This window comes from Micromonospora matsumotoense (assembly GCF_900091525.1).
GTDB classification, from domain to species: Bacteria; Actinomycetota; Actinomycetes; order Mycobacteriales; family Micromonosporaceae; genus Micromonospora; species Micromonospora matsumotoensis.
The window spans coordinates 239,817-258,262 of sequence record NZ_FMCU01000005.1; the positions used below are offsets into that span (position 1 = coordinate 239,817).

Here is an 18,446-nt window from a genome sequence, read left to right on the forward strand (position 1 = left end):
CAGCATCCCCGGGACGGTTCGACGTTCCGGGGGTTCCCAACGTGTGACCGGCGACACTAGCTTGTCACCCATGCGTAGCACGATGATGGACGCCCCGCTCCAGGTCTCCCGGATCCTCGAACACGGCGCCACGGTGCACGGCACGGCCGAGGTCGTCACCTGGACCGGGGCCGAGCCGCGCCGGATGTCGTACGCCGAGGTGGGTCGCACGGCGGCCCGGCTCGCCCACGCGCTGCGCGACGAGTGCGGGGTGACCGGCGACGAACGGGTCGCCACCTTCATGTGGAACAACAACGAGCACCTGGTGGCGTACTTCGCGGTGCCGAGCATGGGGGCGGTGTTGCACACGCTCAACCTGCGGCTCTTTCCCGATCAGGTCGCCTACATCGCCAACCACGCGCAGGACCGGGTGGTGCTGGTCGACTCGACGCTGATCCCGCTGCTGGCCCGGGTGCTCGGCGAGCTGACCACCGTGCGGCACGTGGTGGTGGTGGGCGGTGCGGACCCCGGGCCGCTGCGGGCGGTCGCCGGTGACCGGGTCACCTTCCATCAGTGGGACGAGCTGCTGGCCGGCCGTCCCGAGCACTACGACTGGCCGGAGCTGGACGAGCGGGACGCCGCCGCGCTCTGCTACACCTCCGGCACCACCGGCAACCCCAAAGGCGTCGCCTACTCGCACCGGTCGATCTATCTGCACTCGTTGCAGGTGTGCCTGCCGGAGGGGTTCGGGCTCGGGCCGGGCGACCGGGAGCTGGCCATCGTGCCGATGTTCCACGCGATGTCGTGGGGCTTGCCGTACGCGGCGTTCCTCTCCGGCGCGTCACTGATCATGCCGGACCGGTTCCTGCAGGCCGCGCCGATCGCCGAGATGATCGCCACCGAGCGGCCCACCCTGGCCGGCGCGGTGCCGACCATCTGGAACGACCTGCTGGCCCACCTGGACGCCCACGACGTGGACACCTCGTCGCTCAAGGAGGTGATCGTCGGCGGCTCGGCCTGCCCGCCCGCGCTGATGCACGCGTTCGCCGAGCGGCACGGCATCGAGGTGATCCACGCCTGGGGGATGACCGAGATGTCCCCGCTGGGTTCGGTGTCCCGGGCTCCGGCCGGGGCGACCGGGGAAGACGCCTGGCGGTACCGCTACACGCAGGGCCGGATTCCGGCCGGGGTGGCGGCCCGGATCGTCGACCCGCTGGGTGAGCCGCTGCCCGCCGACGGGACGTCCGTGGGTGAGCTGGAGGTACGCGGGCCGTGGGTGACCGCGCGGTACGTCGGCGAGGACGCCCCCGACCCGGAGAAGTTCCACGACGGCTGGCTGCGTACCGGAGATGTGGGCATGCTCTCGCCGGACGGGTTCCTCACCCTCACCGACCGGGCCAAGGACGTGATCAAGTCGGGTGGGGAGTGGATCTCCTCGGTGGAGCTGGAGAATGCGTTGATGGCCCACCCGGACGTGCAGGAGGCCTGCGTGGTCGGGGTGCCGGACCAGCGTTGGGGTGAGCGCCCGCTGGCCACGGTGGTGGTCCGCGAGGGCGCGTCGACCAGTGTGGAGCAGCTCCGTGCGTTCCTCGCCGGCTCGGTGGTGCACTGGCAGGTGCCGGAGCGCTGGGCGGTCATCGACGCGGTGCCCAAGACCAGCGTCGGCAAGTTCGACAAGAAGGTGGTGCGTGCGCGGTACGCCGACGGCGACCTGGAGGTACGGGAGCTGGCGGGGCCGTAACACTATTCGGCGACTCGTCGCCGATGGGGTAGGGACGTCACTCCTGCAACATCCCTCCCCAGGGGCGGCCCCGGCGTTCGCACCGCGCCGGGGCCGCCCTTCCTCGCGGGCGACCCGCCATGTCATTGTTGCGAAACTTGCTCGCCTCTGTCCGGGTGATTGCGAAATGTCCTCGGAATTACTGTCCGCTGGTATCGATCAGGACCTTCCCCACCACCGCGTCCTCCACCGCCTGGTGGGCGGCGGCGGCCTGGGCCAACGGATAGCGGTGCAGCGGCAGGCCGGCCGCCTCGCCCACCCGGAACGCCCCCTGGGCGGCCGCCGCCGCCACGTCGGTCACCGCCTGCGCCTTGGCCGCCTTGGGTTCCGTGTAGACCAGCACGAACTGCCAGCGGGCGTTGGGCGCCATCAGCGGCCGGATCGGCAGAGTCAGCTCGTCGCCGCCGTCGTCGGCGTAGACGCAGACCGCCCCACCGGTACGCAGCACCTGCACGTCGACGGCCGCGTTGCGGGCGGCCGAGACCTCGACGATGGTGTGCACCCCGTCGGGTGTGATCTTGCGGACCTCCTCGACCACGTCCTGGTCCCGGTAGTTGATCACGAAGGACGCGCCGGCCGCCGCCGCGAGCTGCGCCTTCTCCGGGCTGCTCACCGTCGCGATCACACAGGCGTCTCCCCAGCGGGCCAGTTGGATCGCCGCGTTGCCGACCGCGCCCGCCCCGCCCTGCACCAGCACCACCTGGTCGCTGAGCGCCCCGGCGTGCAGCGTGTCCGGCATGTACTCGCCGGCGGTCAGGCAACGGTGCGCGGTGAGGAACGGAATGCCCAGGCAGGCACCGAGGTCGAACGAGGCGTCCCCGAGCGGCACCACCTGCCGGACCGGCACCACGGTGTACTCGGCGGCGGTGCCCCAGGGCCGTTGCCAGGCGGCCTCCCAGATCCACACCCGTTCGCCGACAAGGTTCCGGTCGACCCCCGCGCCGACCGCCTCCACCACCCCCGCGCCGTCCTGCCCCGGGGTCTGCCAGCCGGCCGGCAACGGCTGCTGTCGTCGGCTCTTCCAGTCGGTCGGGTTCACCCCGGCCACCGCCACCCGGACCAGCACCTCGCCCGGACCCGGCTCCGGCACCGGCCGGTCGACCAACCGGAGCACCGACGGGTCGCCGGTGCGCTCGTACACGATCGTCTTCATCGCCGTCTCCTCAGGCCGCCGGTTTGAGCACCACCTTCGAGTAGCCCTCCTCGCGGCGGTCGAAACGTTGGTACGCGTCCGGCGCCGCGTCCAGCGGCAACTCCTTGCTCACCACGAAGCCCGGGGTGGCCCGCCCCGCCATGATCAGGTTCCGCAGGTACTCGTTGTAGGTCTTCACGTTGGCCTGCCCGGTCCCCATCCGCAGGCCCTTCTCGAAGAGCTTGCCCATCTTGAACAGCAGCTCACCCTTGCCGGAGTGCTCGTCCGGGGCACCCGGGTCGTGCGCCAGATAGAGGCCGACCACGCCGATCGCGCCGGTCGCCCGCACCACCTCGACCAGGCTGTTCAGCACCGACGCCGGCTGCTCCGCGCCGCCTGCCCCGGTGGCCTGGTAGCCGACCGCGTCCACCCCGTGGTCGGTGCCCACCCCGTCGGTCCGGTCGAGGATCTGCGCCACCGGGTCGCCGGCCGAGAAGTCGATCGGGGTCGCGCCGATCGACTCGGCCAGCCGCAACCGGTCCGGCACCCGGTCCACCAGGAACACCTCGGCGGCGCCCATCAGGACCGCCGAGTACGCGGCCATCAGCCCGACCGGCCCGCCACCCATCACGGTGATCCGCTCGCCGGGCCGCAACCCGGTCATCGCCACCCCGTGGTAGCCGGTGGGGAAGATGTCGGCGAGCATCGCGTAGTCGTTCTCGTGCTCGGTGCCGGGCGGCAGCTTCAGGCAGTTGAAGTCGGCGAACGGCACCCGCAGGTACTCCGCCTGACCACCCCGGTACGGCCCCATCGCCACATAGCCGTACGCGCCACCGGCGAAGCCGGGGTTGACGGTGAGGCAGAAACCGGTCTTCTGCTCCCGGCAGTTGCGGCAGAACCCGCACCCCACGTTGAACGGCATCGACACCCGGTCGCCGACCTTGATCCCGCGTACCCCGGTGCCGGCCTCGACCACCGTGCCCATGTTCTCGTGGCCGAAGACGATGCCCGGTTCGGCGAGCGTGCGCCCCTCGTACATGTGCAGGTCCGAACCGCAGATCGCGGTCGTGGTGATCTGCACGACCACGTCGTCCGGGTGCTCGATGCGCGGGTCCTCGACCTCGTTGACGGCCACCTCATGCGGCCCCTGGTACACCACAGCTCTCATGGTCCCGACGCTAGGCGGGCCGGCCGGGTCGTGGGGGCGGTTCAGCCGAGCCGGTCCACCACCTCGGGGGTGAGTTCGTGCACCGAGGAGAGCACCACGGCGGCCAGCTCCGCCGCGTCCGGGTCCAGCGGGTACGACCCGTGCGGCACCGCGACCACCCGCATCCCGGCGGCGGCGGCCGAGCGGACCCCGTTGGAGGAGTCCTCCACGGCGGCGCACCGGGTCGGGTCGACCCCGAGCCGTTCGGCGACGGCCAGATAGACGTCGGGTGCGGGCTTGCCCCGGGCGGTCTGCTCGGTCGACAGGGTCACCCGGAAGTCGGCGGTGAGGTCCGCGGCGGTCAGCGCCGCGGCGATCAGCCGGGTCGGCGAGGAGCTGGCCAACCCCAGCGGCCACCGCGCGGCCAACCGGCGCACCACCAGGTCGGCGTCGTCGATCAGCGGTACGCGCACCGCGTACCGCCGGGCCATCTCCTCGACCACCTCGGCGGCGACCTGCGCGGCGCTCCGGTCGACGCCCAGCTCACCGCTGAGGTATTCGGCCCACTCGCCGGTGCTCATCCCCATCAGCCGCCGTTGGGTGTCGGGCTGCCAGGTACCGCCCCGCGCCGCCACGTAGGCCCGGCGCACCTCCTCCCAGACCGGCTCCGAATCCACGATCACGCCGTCCAGGTCGAACACCACCGCATCCACAGTCACCCCGACATCCTCCCCGACCCCGCCCCACCCCGGTCGCCCGGTGTCGGCAGCGCCCGCCGGTCCCGTGGTGGCCCCCGGTCGAGTCAGCCCTGCTCGTCCTCGTCGGCTGGCGGCTTGGGGCGGCGGTAGTCCCGGATGTACGCCTCGACGTCCGACCGCAGCCAGATCGCGCCGGCCTGCAGGATCTGGAACGGGCGCGGGAAGTACGGCTGCAAGATGATCTGCCTGAACCGCGACCGGCTCACGCCGAGCATGTCAATGATCTCGCCCGGACCAACGAGCGGTCCCGGAACCTCCGGCTCACCCATGCGCGTTCGGTCAGTTTTGATCATCTTCGTCCGGTGGTGGCTTGGGGCGGCGGTGTTCCCTGATCCACTCTTCGACGTCCTCGGCCAGCCACACCTTCATGCCACGCAGCTCCCGGTAGGGCCTCGGGAAGGTGGGCCGGTTCGCGATCTGCTGAAACCGCGACCGGGAGACGTTCAGGCGTTGGGCGATCTCGTAGGGCCCCATCAGGTCGCCCGGCCCTCGGTCCATGTCCCGAACGTATGCACGGTTTTTTCTCCCCGACCGGAGATCCCTGATTGGGGGTCCCCAATTTGACACCCCCGTGTCTGACGGTGTGGAATCGGTGACGCGGTGCCCCCGCCCTGGTGGAGCTGGGCTCGGCGGGGCGGGGTGCCGCAGTGGCCCGAGCCCTGGGAGGCGGCTGTGACGCGTGAGGTGCCGTTGCTGGTGGAGTTGGCGTGGTGCTGCCTGGAGTGCCACCGCTACGAACGGTGCGGGGAAGTGCATCACCGACAGCGGCTTCTGCTCGGTGCTGGAGGCCGCCCGCACCCGGATCAGGGCGTGGCGCAGGTACCGCAGTGTGTTCGGTTGGCGCTGATGGGGGCGCCGCTGTCTGTGGCTCGCCAGCCTTGCCAGGTTCGTACGGAGAGCGTGGTGGTCCCGGTGGGGGGTCAGTCCTCGTCGGCGGGGCTGGGGCGGTTCGTGGCGATCCAGGCCCGGACGGCCTTGCCATCCCAGACGCGGCCCATCTTCAAGGTGACGAAGGGGTCGGGGAATCCCTTGCGGCCCACGATGATCGTGGCGCGCTGCTTGCTGATCCCGCCGAGCAGGTCGCGGATCTCATCCAGCCCAAGCAACTCCACGACCTGACGCTATGGTCTGGCGGGCTTGCATCAGCCGGTAGGGGGAAAGGCAATGCCTCAAGGGGTTGCCCTCATGCAACTGTGCGTGGTGTGGTGGACCGATGACGCGCCACGGACCTGTTCTGCCTGTCTGGACGTGCACCGGGTGTGAATCGCCCTGGCCATGTCCCACCCGCCGACGGGAGTTGATCGCGGAGTACGACCGCGCTCCGGTGTCCCTTGCCCTCTACCTGGGCGCGCATCTGGTGTCAGCCACGCAGGACATGGGCTGGGCTCCGGCTGGCGCTCTTCACCGCAGGTTCCTCGGTTGGCTGCCCAGGCCCCACCGGTCGGCCCACCGATTCATGATCAACCAAAGGCCGTGGCCGGGTGGTGAGTCGTGACCGGGCAGGTAAGGGACCTGCGATGACCACGCTCCGCGCGGGTGACCTGATCCAGGTGACCCGCGCTGCCAGCGTGCAGTTCGTCAAGCCCATCCGGTGCCGGGTCATCCGGGTGCTGGACTGGATCACCTACGACGGGTGGTGCTGGCTCGACGTCTACCAACTGGACGACAAGGGAGACGCGGTGGCCCGACGGTCCATCTTCGTGCAGCCGGCGGGGTTGGTCGTCCACCGACGGACCGTCCCCGTGCCGGTCGGGCAGCAGCGGCGGTCCAGCTCGAAGGTGCGGCCATGAACTCAGCGGTAGGCGGTGGCCTGGGTGGCGTAGAGGGTGGCGTAGATCCCGTCGAGCCGGATCAGTTCGTCGTGGGTGCCCATCTCGCGTACCCCGCCGTCGCCGATCACGATGATCAGGTCCGCGCTGCGGACGGTGGACAGCCGGTGCGACACGAACACCGTCACCCCGCCGCTGTCGGCGGCGACCCGGGCCGCGCCGTCGGTGAACCGCGCGAACAGCCGGTGCTCGGCCGCGGCATCCAGCGCCGACGCCGGCTCGTCCAGCACCATCAGCAGCGGCGCGTCGCGCATCATCGCCCGGCCGAGCGCGAGCTGCTGCCACTGCCCGCCGGAGGCGTCCACCCCGCCGTCGGCGTGGCTGCGGCCCAGCCGGGTGTCCAGCCCGTGGGGCAGCCGGTCGACGACGCTGCTGTGCGCGCGGGCCAGGCCGGTGCGCACCGCGTCGTCGTCGGTCGCGCGGGGCAGGTCGCCGATGCCCACCGCCAGCCGGGCGGTCAGCTCCGGGCGGGCGTAGTCCTGGAACGCGGCCGTGGTCCGCTCCCGCCAGGCGGGAAGGTCGAAGTGGCGCAGGTCGACGCCGTCGATCAGGATCGTGCCCCGGTCGGGTTCGTAGAACCGGTTGAGGAGCTTGACCAGCGTGGTCTTGCCCGCCCCGTTCTCGCCGACGATCGCCACGGTGCTGCCGGCGGGCAGCAGCAGGTCGACGTCGCGCAGCACCGGCCCGTCCGCGCCGGGATAGCCGAAGGTGACCCCGCGCAGGCGGATGCCCTCCAGCAGGCGCTCGGGCGGGCGCAGCGGGGTGCCGGGCGCGTCGGGTGGCCCGACCGGCTGCGGCACCAGGTCACGCACCTCGTCGAGCCGGCGCAGCGACCGGCCGCTGCGCACGAGCTGCTGCGTGATCGTCACCGCAGCGGCCACCTGCTGGTTGAGCTGCGAGGCGAGCAGGATGGCCAGCACCACGTCGCCGACGTCTGCGTGGCCGCGGGTCGCGTCACGGACGACCAGGACCAGCGCGGCGACGTAGCCGAGGCCGAACACGCCCTGCCCGGCCGCCCGCCACCACCCGGCGGCCAGCTCGCCCCGCCAGATCCGGGCGGTGGCCCGCTGCCAGTGCTCGGCGTAGCGCTGTTGCAGGTGCTCGACCAGGCCCAGCAGCCGCAGCTCCTTGGCCGAGGCCGCGTCGGTGGTCAGCTCGAACAGGTGTCGGGCCTGCCGGGTGTCGACGATGCTGTCCTCGCGGGCCCGGTCGGCGGCGGCCTGGGCCCGCCGCGCCGCCAGCACCGGCAGGGCGGCCAGCAACGGCAGTGCCACCAGCGCCGGGTGGACCAGGGTGAGCAGCACGGTGGTCAGCAACAGGCTGACCGCCAGCGAGCCGCCGGTCAGCAACGCCTGCAGGCCCTCGCCGATCCGCTGCAACTCGTCCTGGGCCAGGGCCATCCGGTCGGCGCTGTCGGGCCGCTCGTGGTGGTCGAGGTAGGGCGTGCCGTTGCTGATCTCGATGAGCTGCTCGTCGGTGGTGAGCACGTTGAGTTCGGACACCTCGAAGTACCCGATGTGCGCGAAGTGCGCGCAGGTCAGCGCCGCGATCGCGGCCACCGCGACGGCCAGGCCGGACCAGGCGGCCGGCTCGGCGCGACCCGCCGCCGCCGCGTTGGTGAGGTGTCTGAGCGCCACGGCGGCCAGCGGCACCGCGACCGCGTTGCCCGCCATCAGCGCCAACGCCACGGTCATCTTGCGCCGGTCCTGCCGCCATGACAGCCGCATCAACCCGCTGATCGCCCTCAACACCGCCTCACCTCACCACCTCTGTCTGCGGGCCGCTGTCGGCGTCGTCGGCGAAGCGCTCCGCCTGCAGGGTGAACATGGCGGCGTACCGGCCGTCCGCGGCCATCAGCTCGTCGTGGCTGCCCTGCTCGACGACCTGCCCCTGGTCGAGCAGGACGATCCGGTCGGCCAGCCGGACGCTGGACAACCGGTGCGAGATGAGGATGGTCGTCCGGCCCCGGGTCAGCTCGGCGAACCGGGCGAAGAACTCGGCTTCGGCGCGTACGTCCAGCGCCGCGGTGGGCTCGTCGAGCACGAGCACGGTGCTGCCGTGGTAGAGCGCGAACAGGGCGCGCGCGATGGCGATGCGCTGCCACTGACCGCCGGACAGGTCCAGGCCGCCCTCGTAGGCCCGCGACAACACCGTGTCCAGGCCGTTCGGCAACGCGTCGAGGGTGTCGAGCAGCCCCGCCGCCTGCGCCGCGCGGCGTACGCCGGCCCGGTCGTCGAGGTGCTCGACCGCGCCGAAGCTGATGTTGGCGGCGGCGGAGAGTTCGTAGCGCACGAAGTCCTGGAACACCACGGCGATCCGGCGCTGCCAGTCCCGGGCGGGCAGGTCGGCGAGGTCGACGCCGTCGGCGCGTACCGTGCCGGCGCCGGGTGAGTACAGCCGGGCCAGGAGCTTCACCAGGGTGGTCTTGCCCGCGCCGTTCACCCCCACCAGGGCGGTGCACCGCCCGGCGGGGATGTGCAGGTCAAGATCGCTGAGCACCGGCCGGGCCGCACCGGGGTAGCCGAAGCGCACCCCGGCGAAGTCGATCGCCGGGGCGGCGGTGGCGGGTGGTCCGGCCCGGCCGGTATCGGCGGGTTCGGCGTAGCGGGCCATGGCCCGCTCGAACGCCGTGACGGCGGTCTCGGCGTTCATGCCGTACTGGGTCTGGGTGTCGGAGTCCGGATAGAACTCCCCGAGCCGGATCAACGCCATGACCGCCTGCAACACCAGCGCCAGCCCGGCCAGGTCGATTGTCCCGTCGGCGGCGCGGACCCCGGACAGCGCCAGCACGGCGGCGACGCCGACCAGCCCGACGGCCGTGTACACCAGGTACGGCCGCAGGTAGATGCGCCGCCGCTCGGCCCAGACCGGGGCCAGCGCCCGGCGGTAGACCTGCCGGTAGCGCTCGGTCAGCCAGCCGGTCAGGCCGAAGATGCGCAGCTCCTTGGCCGCGGCCGGACCCATCGCCAGCCCGCGCAGGTAGCGGCTCTCCCGACGCAGTGCCGCTACGTCGCGGATGACCCGGGCGTAGCGGCGCAGTCCACCCCGCTGGCCGTGGCGGAACAGCAGCACCACCACCAGCATCGCCAGGGCCGCCCACGGGCCCAGCACCACCGCGACCACCACCGTGAACCCGACGACCTGGGTGTACGGCCCGACCAGCGCGATCAGCCCGGCGTACGCCGCGCCGGGGGTGCGGAACGCGAACCGCAGCTCGTGCCCGGCCTCGCCCAGCTCGTCCAGGACCGCCGGGTCCTCCAGCGGGGTGATCTCCCGGGTCGACAGCGACGCGGCGATGAGTCGCCGGTACATGTGCCCGTCGACGCGTCGGGCGAGCTGCTCGGCGACGGCCTTCTGCGCCGCCTCGGCCAGTTGCAGCGCGACCAGCGCCGCTCCGGCGACGGCCAGCGGCCACCACACCTGGGCCTGCCCGGCGGTGCCGTGCAGCACCGGCCCGATCCGCCCGACGGTGGTGCTGACGGCGATCGCGAACACCACCGGCAGCACCCCCCGGGACACGCTGAGCGCGAGCGCGACGGCACTCCAGCCTGGTCCGGCGGCGGGGAACTGCCGGGCGATGCGCAGTCGGGCGGCGGCGGCCTCGCGCAGCTGCCCGGTGCCGGTGGTGGGGGTGGCCATCAAGGTCAGCCGAAGACCTTGTCCCGCAGCGGCACGGGCAGGTCCAGCTCCTGGACGCAGCTGGTCACCGAGACCTGGTACGAATGGACCACCTCGGGGCTGTCCGCCACGGCCAGCTCCGCCTCGGTGAGGGCCGTGACCTGGCGGTCCCGGAAGCGGTACTCGTCGGCGTTGCCGTGCAGGCCGGGCACGACGTACGGCTCCGGTTCGACCGGATTGTGGATCTTCGACTGGTCGGAGTTGAGATCACCGGCGGCACCCCAGCCGGTGAGCATCTCCGGCCGGTACAGGTGACCGATGTCGAGGCGGGCGAACAACCGCGACACCGTCTCCTCGGGGAGCCGGCTGCACTCGTAGGGGAAGTGCGTCACCGCCAGCCCCTCGGCGGCGGCGTAGCGGCGCATCCGCGCGTAGTTGAGGGTGCTGAGCACGAAGTTCTCCACCACCCGCGCACGGCCGATCTTGCCGACCCACTTGGCCATCCACGAGTCCAGCGAGGCACGCGGCTGCCGGTCGAGCACCAGCAGGCGCAGCCGGTCGACCGGCCACCCTGCTTCGATGAGGCAGCGGGCCGGGTTGAACAGCGCCTCGAACGGCACGTACGGCCCGGCCATCTCCTTGGCGAACAGCACCGGCTCGCCGTCGGGCAGCTTCCAGGGCGAGCCCTCGCCGCCGGTGAGCGCGAACCGGCCGATGGTCTTGACCGGCTGGTAGTAGGCGGCCGCCTGGGCCATCCCGAACAGGTTGGTCACGGCCGTCGAACCGACCCGGCAGCGCCCCCAGCCGAGCACCAGCAGCGGGTAGTCGGCCGGGCTGCGGCCGGCGAACCCGTCCCGGAGGGTGCGCACGATCTGGGCGGTGACCTCGTCGACGGTGGTGGTGACGACCTGGTAGCGACCGTCGGGCGGCAGCGGGGTGCTGGTGAGCGCGTCGTCGTCGGCGGCGGCCAACCGGTGCAGCAGCGGGTACGGGTCGGTCATCGAGGCTCCTTGCGGTGGGGTGGGCGGGTCAACCGAGGTCCAGCAGCGCGGCGAGGTCCCGGACCGGCACCGGCCGCAGCACCGCCTCGCACAGCAGCGTCTCGATGCCCCGCAGCGCCCGCACGCAGGTGGCCGCGGGTACGCGTCGGGTGTCGGCCAGCAGGTGCAGCGCGCAGCCGCCGGCGAGGTGGGGCATGGCCAGGAAGAAGGTCATGTCGTGGCGGGCGACGGCGGCGACCTGCCGCACGGTGGTGTGCGCGGCCAGTTCCTTCAGCGCGGCACGGTCGGGCGGGCCCGCCGGCACGTCGAAGTCCCGGCCCATCCGGGAGTCGTTGAAGTACACCGACAGGTCGGCCTGGGCGCCCTCGGCCGCGATCAGGTCGTCCAACGCGTCGGGCGGGTAGGTGGCGTGGAAGTAGGACTCGGTCGAGTCGCGGTAGCAGCGCTGGACGGCGTCCTCGACATCGCCGTCGCCGACGTCGAAGATCAGCAGCGCGTTCTGGGCGATGCCGGTGGCGAGCTGCCGCTGGCGGGGAGTGTTCCGGTTGCCCGCGATCAGCTTCACCACGGCCCGGTCCCGGCCGGTCAGCGCCGCCTGGACCAGCAGGGCGGCGGTCAGCACCACCGTGGACGACGACGCGCCGGTGCGCTGGGCCAGCGTGGCGGCGGCAGCGGCCACGGCGGTGGACTCCATCCGCCAGGTCACGACCGGCAGCGTGCCCCCGTCCTGCTCCGGTCCGTCGAAGATCCGGTGCGGCACCGCGGGCAGCCGGGCCTGCCAGTAGGCCAGCGACTGGCGGGCCCGGCGCTGCCCGGCGGGTGAGGCCTCGTAGGTGGCCTGGTCCAACGGCTGCCAGCCCGGTGCGGGCAGGGCACGTTCGCCGTCGACCAGGGTGCGCAGCTCGGCCAGCAGCAGCTCCAGCGACCAGCCGTCCAGCGACACGTGCGACGCGGCCACGGCGACGGCCTCGACCAGACCGTCGACGCGCAGCAGCGCCCACCGGACCGGCCACTCCCGGTCCAGCTGGAACGCGGTGCCGGCCAGCTCGGCGGCGGCGGCGTCGGCGGCCTCCGTCAGCGCGTCGGCGGTGGTGTCACGCACCAGCGGCGGGTACGTCCCGTCGGTCCGCAGGTACTGGCGGGGACCGTCACCGTCGTCGGTCATCAGGGTCCGCAGCACCTGGTGCCGCAGCACCAGCTCCGACCAGGCCGCGGTGACCCGCCCGGCCGGGACGGGGGCGGTCAGCCGCAGCACCCGCCTGATGTTGAAGTCCCTGCTGGCTTCCCCGAACCACTGCATGGGCCGGTACATGGCCGCCTGACCCCAGGTCAGCGGCGCGGAGGCGGCGGGCGCTCCGGAGAACCGCGCCTGGATCGCCGTGTCCGGGGCCGCCGGCTGACCGACCCCGGACGGGGTCGACTGATCCGCCGGGTCGACCGGGTGGACCGTCGGGGGCCCGGCGGTCGGGGTGTCGTGGCCGTCCAGCACGACGGCCAGGGCGCGCACCGTGCGGCGGTCGAACAGGTCGGCGATGCCCACCGGCAGGCCCAGCTCCTCGTCGAGCCGGGTGACGACCTCGACGACCTGCATGGAGTCGCCGCCCAGCTCGAAGAAGTCGTCGTCGACGCCGAGCCGCTCCACCCGCAGCACCCCGGCGATCACGGCCGCCACCGCCGTCTCCAGCTCGCCGGAGGGCGCGGCGTACGCGGTGCTCAGCGCGGGCCGCACCGTCGGGGTGGCGGGCAGCCGACGGGTGTCGACCTTGCCGTTCGGGGTGAGGGGGTACTGCGCGACGTAGTGGAACCGGCTCGGGACGGACGCCTCCGGCAGCAGACCGGCGGCGTGGGCCCGCAGCTGCGCCTCGGTCGGCCGTGACTCCTCCTCGGACCGCAGGTAGGCGACCAGGTGCAGGTCGTGGCCGGCCGGTTCGGCGATCACCACCGCCTCGGCGACACCGGTGCAGCGGCGCAGCGCGTCCTCGACCGCAGGTGGTTCGACGCGCTGACCACGGATCTTCACCTGCCGGTCGGCGCGGCCGAGCACGTCCAGCACCCCGTCGGGCCCCAACCGGCCGAGGTCCCCGGTGCGCAGCAACCGCGCACCGCCGCCCGCCGGGTGGGGGATCCACCGTTGGGCGGTCAGCACCGGCTGGCCGTGGTAGCCACGGCCGATGACGGCCCCGCCCAGGCAGATCTCGCCGGTCTCGCCGAGCGGCGCGGGCAGCCCCTGCTCGTCGAGGATGTGCACCTCGGCGTTGGGGATGGGCGCGCCGACCGGCAGCCGTCGCCCGACCGTACGGTCCGCGCCGATCCAGTACCAGGTGGCGCCGACGGTCTCGCTCATGCCGTAGTGGTTGCCGAAGCCGGACTTCGGGCTGTTGCTGATCCACCTGTCGAACTCGGGGGTCAGGTACAGCGGCTCACTGCCGATCATGACCTGACGGGCGACGTCGTCCACGCCGCCCAGGGCGGTCATCGCCCGCACGTGCGACGGGGTGAGTTTCAGGAATCCGCACGGCGCGGCGGCGGTCAGCGCGATCAGGTCGTCGAAGGCGACCGGCTCCGGGGCGACCTCCAGCTCCCAGCCCGCGACCAGGGCGGTGAACAGGGTCATCACCGAGCCGACGAAGTACAGCGGGGCGTGCAGCACCGCCCGTTCCTGCGGCTGGAACGCGAACTCCCCGGCGCACCAGCGCACGTAGTTGACCAGCTGGCGATGGGTGCCGAGGACGCCCTTGGGGGCTCCGCTGGTGCCGGAGGTGTACATGATGAACGCCAGGTTCTCCACCCGGCAGCCGCCGTCACCGCCGTCACCGTCGGGCGCGTCGGGCAGGGCCGACACGTCGAGCACGGCCGCCGGGTAACCGGCGGGCGCGAACCCCCGGTGTTCCGGTCCGGTCAGCAGCACGGGGTCACCCGCGTCGGCCAGGATCCGGGCCCGCCGGTCCGCCGGATCGTGGACGGACAGCGGCAGGTACGCCGACCCGGCCGCCAGCACCGCGAGGATCGCCACCACCGCGTCCACCGACCGGGGCAGCAGCACCGCGACCGGTGTCTCCGGCCCCGCGCCGTGGGCCCGCAGCACCCGTGCGGTGTGCCGGACCCGGGCCAGCAGGTCGCCCGCGGTGACCTCGACCCCTGCCCAGCGCACCGCGATCCGCCCCGGATCGGCCGCCAGCGCCTCGTCGATGAGCACGTGCAGCGGCACCTGGTCGATCGGACCGCGCGGCCCGGTGGCGACCGACCGCGCGGCGTCCACGGTGGCGAGTCCCCGCCGTCCGTCGGGCGAGGGGGCCACCCCGGTGGTACGCAGCGAGGCGGGCCGCAGGTCGGTCCAGTGCGCGGCGATGTGCGCCAGGCACGCCTCGGTCGGTCCGGTGAACACCGTCGCCCAGCCGCCCGGCACGGGCCGGTCCGTCGGCCACAGGGAGTACTGGTCCTCCTCGTTGACGACGACCTGGTGCGGGCCGGCGCTCATGCGCGCCCGCCGACCGTCTGAGTGCTCGCGACCAGTCGCCCGACGGGTTCGTGCCAGGTGTGCTTCGTGTACCAGTCGGCGCCGAACGAGCTGATCGTCGGGGTCCAGCCGTCGTGGGCGTCGGCGTAGCGGGCGATCTCCCGCCAGAACACGTCCACCAGGGCGGAGTACCGGCAGGCGATGCGCAGGTCGTCCAGGGTGAACGGTGGGCCGTCCATGCGTACCAGCCGGATGTCGAACGCGCCCCGGTACTGCCGGCCGGCGACGGTGAGCGGCTGCTTCCACATCGCCGCGCCGGGGGCGCGCAGGGTGTAGCGGACCCGGGCGGTGCTGTGACCGCCGTGGCGAAGATCGCCCCACTCGCCGATGTCGGGCACCAGCGGCGGGAAGAAGTAGTGCCGTTGCCGGGGCACCTCGATCCGGTCGAAGTTGCCGGGCACGAAGTGCCAGCGGTTGTACATCATCCGTTGGGCGACCTGCCACAGGATGTCGGTGACGGCGTCGCCGGGCAGTTCGGCGGCCATCTCGGGGCTGGGCAGCACACAGCAGAAGAAGTCCGGCTTCTTCAGGCCCGCCACCTCCTCGCCGTACTGCCCGGCCGGCCCGCTCAGCCGGGACAGGTCCCGGATGCCACTGGACATGCCGTAGTCGGCGTGGGCGTCGACGACCGCGCCCAGCACGATGCCCTCCAGGATCCGGGTCAGCCCGTGCTCGTCACCACCGTGGTGCGCGGTACGCAGTGCGGCGGCGGTGGCGTGCCGCACCCAGGTGGAGGGGTCCCCGTCGTCGACCGGCCCGGTCAGGGTGTCGGTGAGAGTGCGCAGCGTGCGGGGCAACTCGGCCTGACTGCGCTGGTCCTGCGCCCACGGCAGCAGGTACTCGTCCTTGGCGTAGGTCAGCCCGTTGACGCGCCGGTACCGCATGTGGTCGCCGCCGTCGACGAGTTCCACCAGGTCACCCGCGAACGCGGCCAGCTCGGCCAGGGCCGCGGTGCTCACCTGCCCGGTGACCGGCTCGCCGAGCGCCCGCAGGTACGCCGCGCACCGGGTGGTCAGCACCCGCCGCAGGCCGACGGCGCTGAGCTGGCGGCCGTTGAACTCCTCGAACCGGACCGCCCGGCCGGTGCGGAACAGCAGTTGGATCGCGGCCACGAACAGCCGCTCCTCCGGGCTCCAGTCGGCCGGCGCGCGATCCCGCAGCGCGGGCAGTACGCCGTCGCGGATCAGGGTGCTGGAACCGGAGTCGGAGCGGGAGAACACCCGGCGCTGGACGTAGACCAGCACGGTCTCGACCCGCTCGACCCAGTCGATGACCTCCTCCAGCCGCTCCGACAGGCTGCCGTCGGTGTGCCAGGTGTGCAGCAGTTGGTCCAGCTCGTAACGCTGGTGCTCCTCCTCGGCCTCGGCCGTCAGGCACTCCTCGTCGAGCATCTCGGTCATCCACCCGGGCAGCGCGATCTCGGCCACGACCTCCTCGGTCGGGAGGTCGCCCCGCGCGGGTTCGTGCACGGTCAGCTTGCCGAGCATCGAGTGGGCCAGCACGAACCGGGCGGCCGGCGCGTCGACGCCGGGCGGGGTCAGCCGCAGTTGCTGCCGGCCGAGCAGGTGCCGGACGAACGCCTGCTCGCGCAGGGTCAGCCCGTCGAAGGCGGACCGGAAGGGCACCTTGCCCGCCATGGTGAGCAGGCGGAGAACCGCCGTCTGTGCGCTCCCACCGAACAGCTCGGCGGGGTCTCGTACGTCGCGCAGTTCCTGGCTCCACTGGTCGGTCTTCGTACGTCGCACGTTCCTACCTTTCGCGACCGGGCAGGCTGCGGCGCACAGGAGCCGGCCCGCACGACGGTCGTCGTTGCGGTGGTCGATGGGGCGGCGGCGACCGGCAGCCGACCTGGAGAGTGGTGGGTGCGTGGCGGTGCCACGGGGATTGGGGGACGGCTCTCCACCACGGCGTGGGAGCGCTCCCGATGTCGCGGTAATCCTGAGGTTAATAGGTGTGTCAATATCGCGCCGACCGGGCGGGCAGGGGTCGCGACCGGCCCGGACCGGCACGATCAACCGCGACCCGTCCGAGCGGCCGGGACCGGCGTGGTCAGGGGCGCAGGGCGGGCAGCCCGATCGGGCTGTCCGCAGGGATGATCGTGTGGCAGGCGCGGGCGACCGGGACGAGCAACTCCCGGAGCCGCTCGGTGCCGTCCGGGCCGAGGGCCCGCCAGGGGCGGGTGGCGGCCCGGTCGGTGGCGTCCTCCACCGTCTGGAAGCCGCTACGGCCGGCCTCGGTGGGCTCGCCGTCGCCGGTCAGCCAACCCCGGTCGACCAGCCGGGCCCGGGCCTGCGCCCACTGCTCCGGCGTCCAACCCCGGCCGAGCAGGTGCTCCGCCGGCATGTCCCCGGCCACCCGGAAGGCCAACGTCTCGACCGGGTCGAGACCGGCGGCGACCAGGGCGGCCACGTGCCCGTCGCCCCGGTGCTCACGCAGCGTGGTGGCCGCCTGCCAGAGCCGGGCCAACGGGTAGTCGCCCCGGGGCAGGGCGGCATTGGCCGCGCCGAGCACCCGGCCGGCGGTGTCCGCCCCGACGGTCGCCGCCTCCAGCAGCTCGGCCGCCTCGGCCAGGTGCGCCTCGGGCAGCTCGTAGGTGAGTTCCGCCAGCGCCTGCACGGCCCCGGTGAGCCGGGCACGCAACGCCTCCTCGGGGGCGGCCAACTGCCACACCGCCGGCAGCGCGCGGCTCACCATCGGCGGGGCGAAGGTGAAGAAGGCCGCGATCACCGGTGCGGCGTCCACCGGGCCCAGCGGGGCGGCCCGACCGGCGAAGTACCCCCGCCAGTAGCCGCGCAGCCCGATCGCCTCGTGGGCGGCGCGGGCCCGGGGGTGGAAGTAGGTGATCGCGTGCAGGGGTTCGACGTGCGTCCACATCACCCGGGCGGTCCGCCCGGGAACGTCCAGCGCCGGCACGCACACCTCCGGGTCGGTGGGGGGTCACCGTGGCACGGACCGGCCGCCCACGGTGACCCCGAACCTACTGCCGGTAGGTGTCGGGCCGGAAGACCCCTGTGGTCTACTGCACCGCCAGCACGTCGACGATGAACCGCAGCGGGCCGGACGGCGCTCCCGGACGCTGCGGCTTGTCGCCGTACGCCAGGTCGGCGGGGATGTCGAGCTGGACCCGGCTGCCCACGGTCTGGCCCTGCATGCCCTGGTCCCAGCCCGGGATGACGTTGCCCTGGCCGAGGCCGAAGGAGAACGGCTCGGACCGCTTCCAGGAGGCGTCGAACTCCTCACCGGTCTTGTACGACACGCCCACGTAGTTCACGGTGATCTGCTGGCCGGCCTGGGCGGCCGGGCCGGTGCCCCGGATCAGCGGGGTGGCCTTCAGCCCGCTCAGCTCGCCCTCGCCCTTGGTGGCCTGCGGCTTGGTGCAGAGCGCCTGGTCGGCCCCCTCGGGCAGCTTGGGGAAGTCACCCGCGCAGCCGACCGGAGCAGCAGCCGGCTTCGGGTCCTCCTTCTCACCGTTGCGCACCACCACGAACACCCCGACGATCACCGCGATGACGGCCACGCCGGCCACCGCGCCCAGCCACGCCTGCCGGCGCTTGCGCGCCTCGGCGGCCTTCTGCGCCGCCAACTGGGCGGCGAGCCGCCGCTGTGCCTTCGTCTCCGAGCCCTGGCCCTGGCCCGCCGAACGGTTCTCCGTACGCTCGCTCACGTCCTCGACTCCCTGCTGATG

At 72.8% G+C, this 18,446-nt stretch carries 15 protein-coding genes; 2 read left to right on the forward strand and 13 right to left on the reverse strand.

Translation table 11 applies throughout. From position 1 onward, the window contains the following. Nucleotides 1-70 precede the first annotated feature (70 nt). Nucleotides 71-1,720 (forward strand): fatty acid--CoA ligase, encoded by a 1,650-nt coding sequence (locus GA0070216_RS13065; protein ID WP_091244627.1) that lies wholly within the window; start codon nt 71-73, stop codon nt 1,718-1,720. Between the two features lie 178 nt (nt 1,721-1,898). Here the strand turns inward: GA0070216_RS13065 and GA0070216_RS13070 are convergent, their stop codons facing one another. From GA0070216_RS13070 to GA0070216_RS13095, 6 genes are all read right to left on the reverse strand, one after another. Continuing rightward, nucleotides 1,899-2,912 carry an NADPH:quinone reductase gene (locus GA0070216_RS13070; protein ID WP_091244630.1) on the reverse strand — a complete coding sequence of 338 codons (1,014 nt, stop codon included), beginning with the start codon at nt 2,910-2,912 and terminating at the stop codon, nt 1,899-1,901. Nucleotides 2,913-2,922: 10 nt separating this feature from the next. Continuing rightward, nucleotides 2,923-4,059 (reverse strand): glutathione-independent formaldehyde dehydrogenase, encoded by a 1,137-nt coding sequence (locus GA0070216_RS13075; RefSeq protein WP_176738947.1) that lies wholly within the window; start codon nt 4,057-4,059, stop codon nt 2,923-2,925. A gap of 41 nt (nt 4,060-4,100) precedes the next feature. Further along, entirely contained in the window at nt 4,101-4,757 is a 657-nt protein-coding gene (locus GA0070216_RS13080) for an HAD family hydrolase (RefSeq protein WP_091244634.1), read from the reverse strand. An 83-nt stretch (nt 4,758-4,840) separates the two neighbouring features. Next, nucleotides 4,841-5,065 carry a helix-turn-helix transcriptional regulator gene (locus GA0070216_RS13085; RefSeq protein ID WP_091244637.1) on the reverse strand — a complete coding sequence of 75 codons (225 nt, stop codon included), beginning with the start codon at nt 5,063-5,065 and terminating at the stop codon, nt 4,841-4,843. A 10-nt stretch (nt 5,066-5,075) separates the two neighbouring features. Beyond that, nucleotides 5,076-5,294 carry a helix-turn-helix transcriptional regulator gene (locus GA0070216_RS13090; RefSeq protein ID WP_245722469.1) on the reverse strand — a complete coding sequence of 73 codons (219 nt, stop codon included), beginning with the start codon at nt 5,292-5,294 and terminating at the stop codon, nt 5,076-5,078. A gap of 422 nt (nt 5,295-5,716) precedes the next feature. Next, entirely contained in the window at nt 5,717-5,908 is a 192-nt protein-coding gene (locus tag GA0070216_RS13095; protein ID WP_091244640.1) for a hypothetical protein, read from the reverse strand. 405 nt (nt 5,909-6,313) lie between these two features. On the opposite strand from GA0070216_RS13095, the gene GA0070216_RS13105 reads away from it, so the two are divergent. Continuing rightward, the gene (locus tag GA0070216_RS13105) at nt 6,314-6,586 is read left to right on the forward strand and encodes a hypothetical protein (protein ID WP_091244648.1); all 273 of its coding nucleotides are present in this window, start codon (nt 6,314-6,316) and stop codon (nt 6,584-6,586) included. A 2-nt stretch (nt 6,587-6,588) separates the two neighbouring features. On the opposite strand, the gene GA0070216_RS13110 is transcribed toward GA0070216_RS13105, so the two are convergent. The 7 genes from GA0070216_RS13110 to GA0070216_RS13140 all read right to left on the reverse strand — a co-directional run bounded on the left by GA0070216_RS13110 (nt 6,589) and on the right by GA0070216_RS13140 (nt 18,425). Beyond that, nucleotides 6,589-8,376, reverse strand: coding sequence for an ABC transporter ATP-binding protein (locus GA0070216_RS13110; protein WP_218108194.1), 1,788 nt, complete (start codon nt 8,374-8,376; stop codon nt 6,589-6,591). A 4-nt stretch (nt 8,377-8,380) separates the two neighbouring features. Next, nucleotides 8,381-10,264: an ABC transporter ATP-binding protein gene (locus GA0070216_RS13115; RefSeq protein ID WP_091244657.1), complete on the reverse strand. Its 1,884-nt coding sequence runs from the start codon at nt 10,262-10,264 to the stop codon at nt 8,381-8,383. A gap of 5 nt (nt 10,265-10,269) precedes the next feature. Next, nucleotides 10,270-11,244, reverse strand: a complete 975-nt coding sequence (locus GA0070216_RS13120; RefSeq protein WP_091244660.1) for a hypothetical protein — start codon at nt 11,242-11,244, stop codon at nt 10,270-10,272. A gap of 28 nt (nt 11,245-11,272) precedes the next feature. Beyond that, nucleotides 11,273-14,722: an AMP-binding protein gene (locus tag GA0070216_RS13125; RefSeq protein ID WP_091244663.1), complete on the reverse strand. Its 3,450-nt coding sequence runs from the start codon at nt 14,720-14,722 to the stop codon at nt 11,273-11,275. Continuing rightward, nucleotides 14,719-16,506, reverse strand: coding sequence for a hypothetical protein (locus GA0070216_RS13130; RefSeq protein ID WP_091244666.1), 1,788 nt, complete (start codon nt 16,504-16,506; stop codon nt 14,719-14,721). The genes GA0070216_RS13125 and GA0070216_RS13130 overlap by 4 nt, the downstream gene beginning before the upstream one ends. Nucleotides 16,507-16,810: 304 nt before the next feature. Continuing rightward, the gene (locus GA0070216_RS13135) at nt 16,811-17,635 is read right to left on the reverse strand and encodes an SCO6745 family protein (RefSeq protein WP_091245278.1); all 825 of its coding nucleotides are present in this window, start codon (nt 17,633-17,635) and stop codon (nt 16,811-16,813) included. Nucleotides 17,636-17,777: 142 nt separating this feature from the next. Beyond that, nucleotides 17,778-18,425, reverse strand: coding sequence for an FKBP-type peptidyl-prolyl cis-trans isomerase (locus GA0070216_RS13140; RefSeq protein ID WP_245722470.1), 648 nt, complete (start codon nt 18,423-18,425; stop codon nt 17,778-17,780). Nucleotides 18,426-18,446: the final 21 nt, after the last annotated feature.